This window comes from Alteromonas sp. W364 (genome assembly GCF_031846205.1).
GTDB classification, from domain to species: Bacteria; Pseudomonadota; Gammaproteobacteria; order Enterobacterales; family Alteromonadaceae; genus Glaciecola; species Glaciecola blandensis.
On sequence record NZ_JAVRID010000035.1, the window covers coordinates 1 to 424 of the forward strand.

2 tRNA genes are annotated in these 424 nt (G+C 46.7%); both read left to right on the top strand.

What is annotated here, in order from left to right:
- Positions 1-66 precede the first annotated feature (66 nt).
- Positions 67-142 (top strand) — tRNA-Ala (locus RM556_RS17335).
- Positions 143-243: 101 nt separating this feature from the next.
- Positions 244-320: transfer RNA gene (locus tag RM556_RS17340), tRNA-Ile, on the top strand.
- Positions 321-424: the final 104 nt, after the last annotated feature.

The window sequence follows — 424 nt, forward strand, 5'->3', positions numbered from 1 at the left end:
AGTCTTGTTTATATGAAGAAGAAACGACACCACTTAAACTGTTTTAACGCCCACAGGCGATAAAATGGGGCTATAGCTCAGCTGGGAGAGCGCCTGCCTTGCACGCAGGAGGTCAGCAGTTCGATCCTGCTTAGCTCCACCAGTCTTTACCTACAAACACTTGCTGAGCAAGTGGGCGCGCAAATTGGCTTTACCGCAAGGAAACCTTGCTGACCATTTACTGCTCGCTAAAGGGAAGATTTTAGGCTTGTAGCTCAGCTGGTTAGAGCGCACCCCTGATAAGGGTGAGGTCGGCAGTTCAAGTCTGCCCAAGCCTACCATTTGCTGGTGAAACGTGTGTCGGAGAAACAACCTTAATGAATAAGCATGATGTGTTTATCCATTAAGGTTTTTTAAACCTTAATGTTAGGTGCTTGCACTTAAT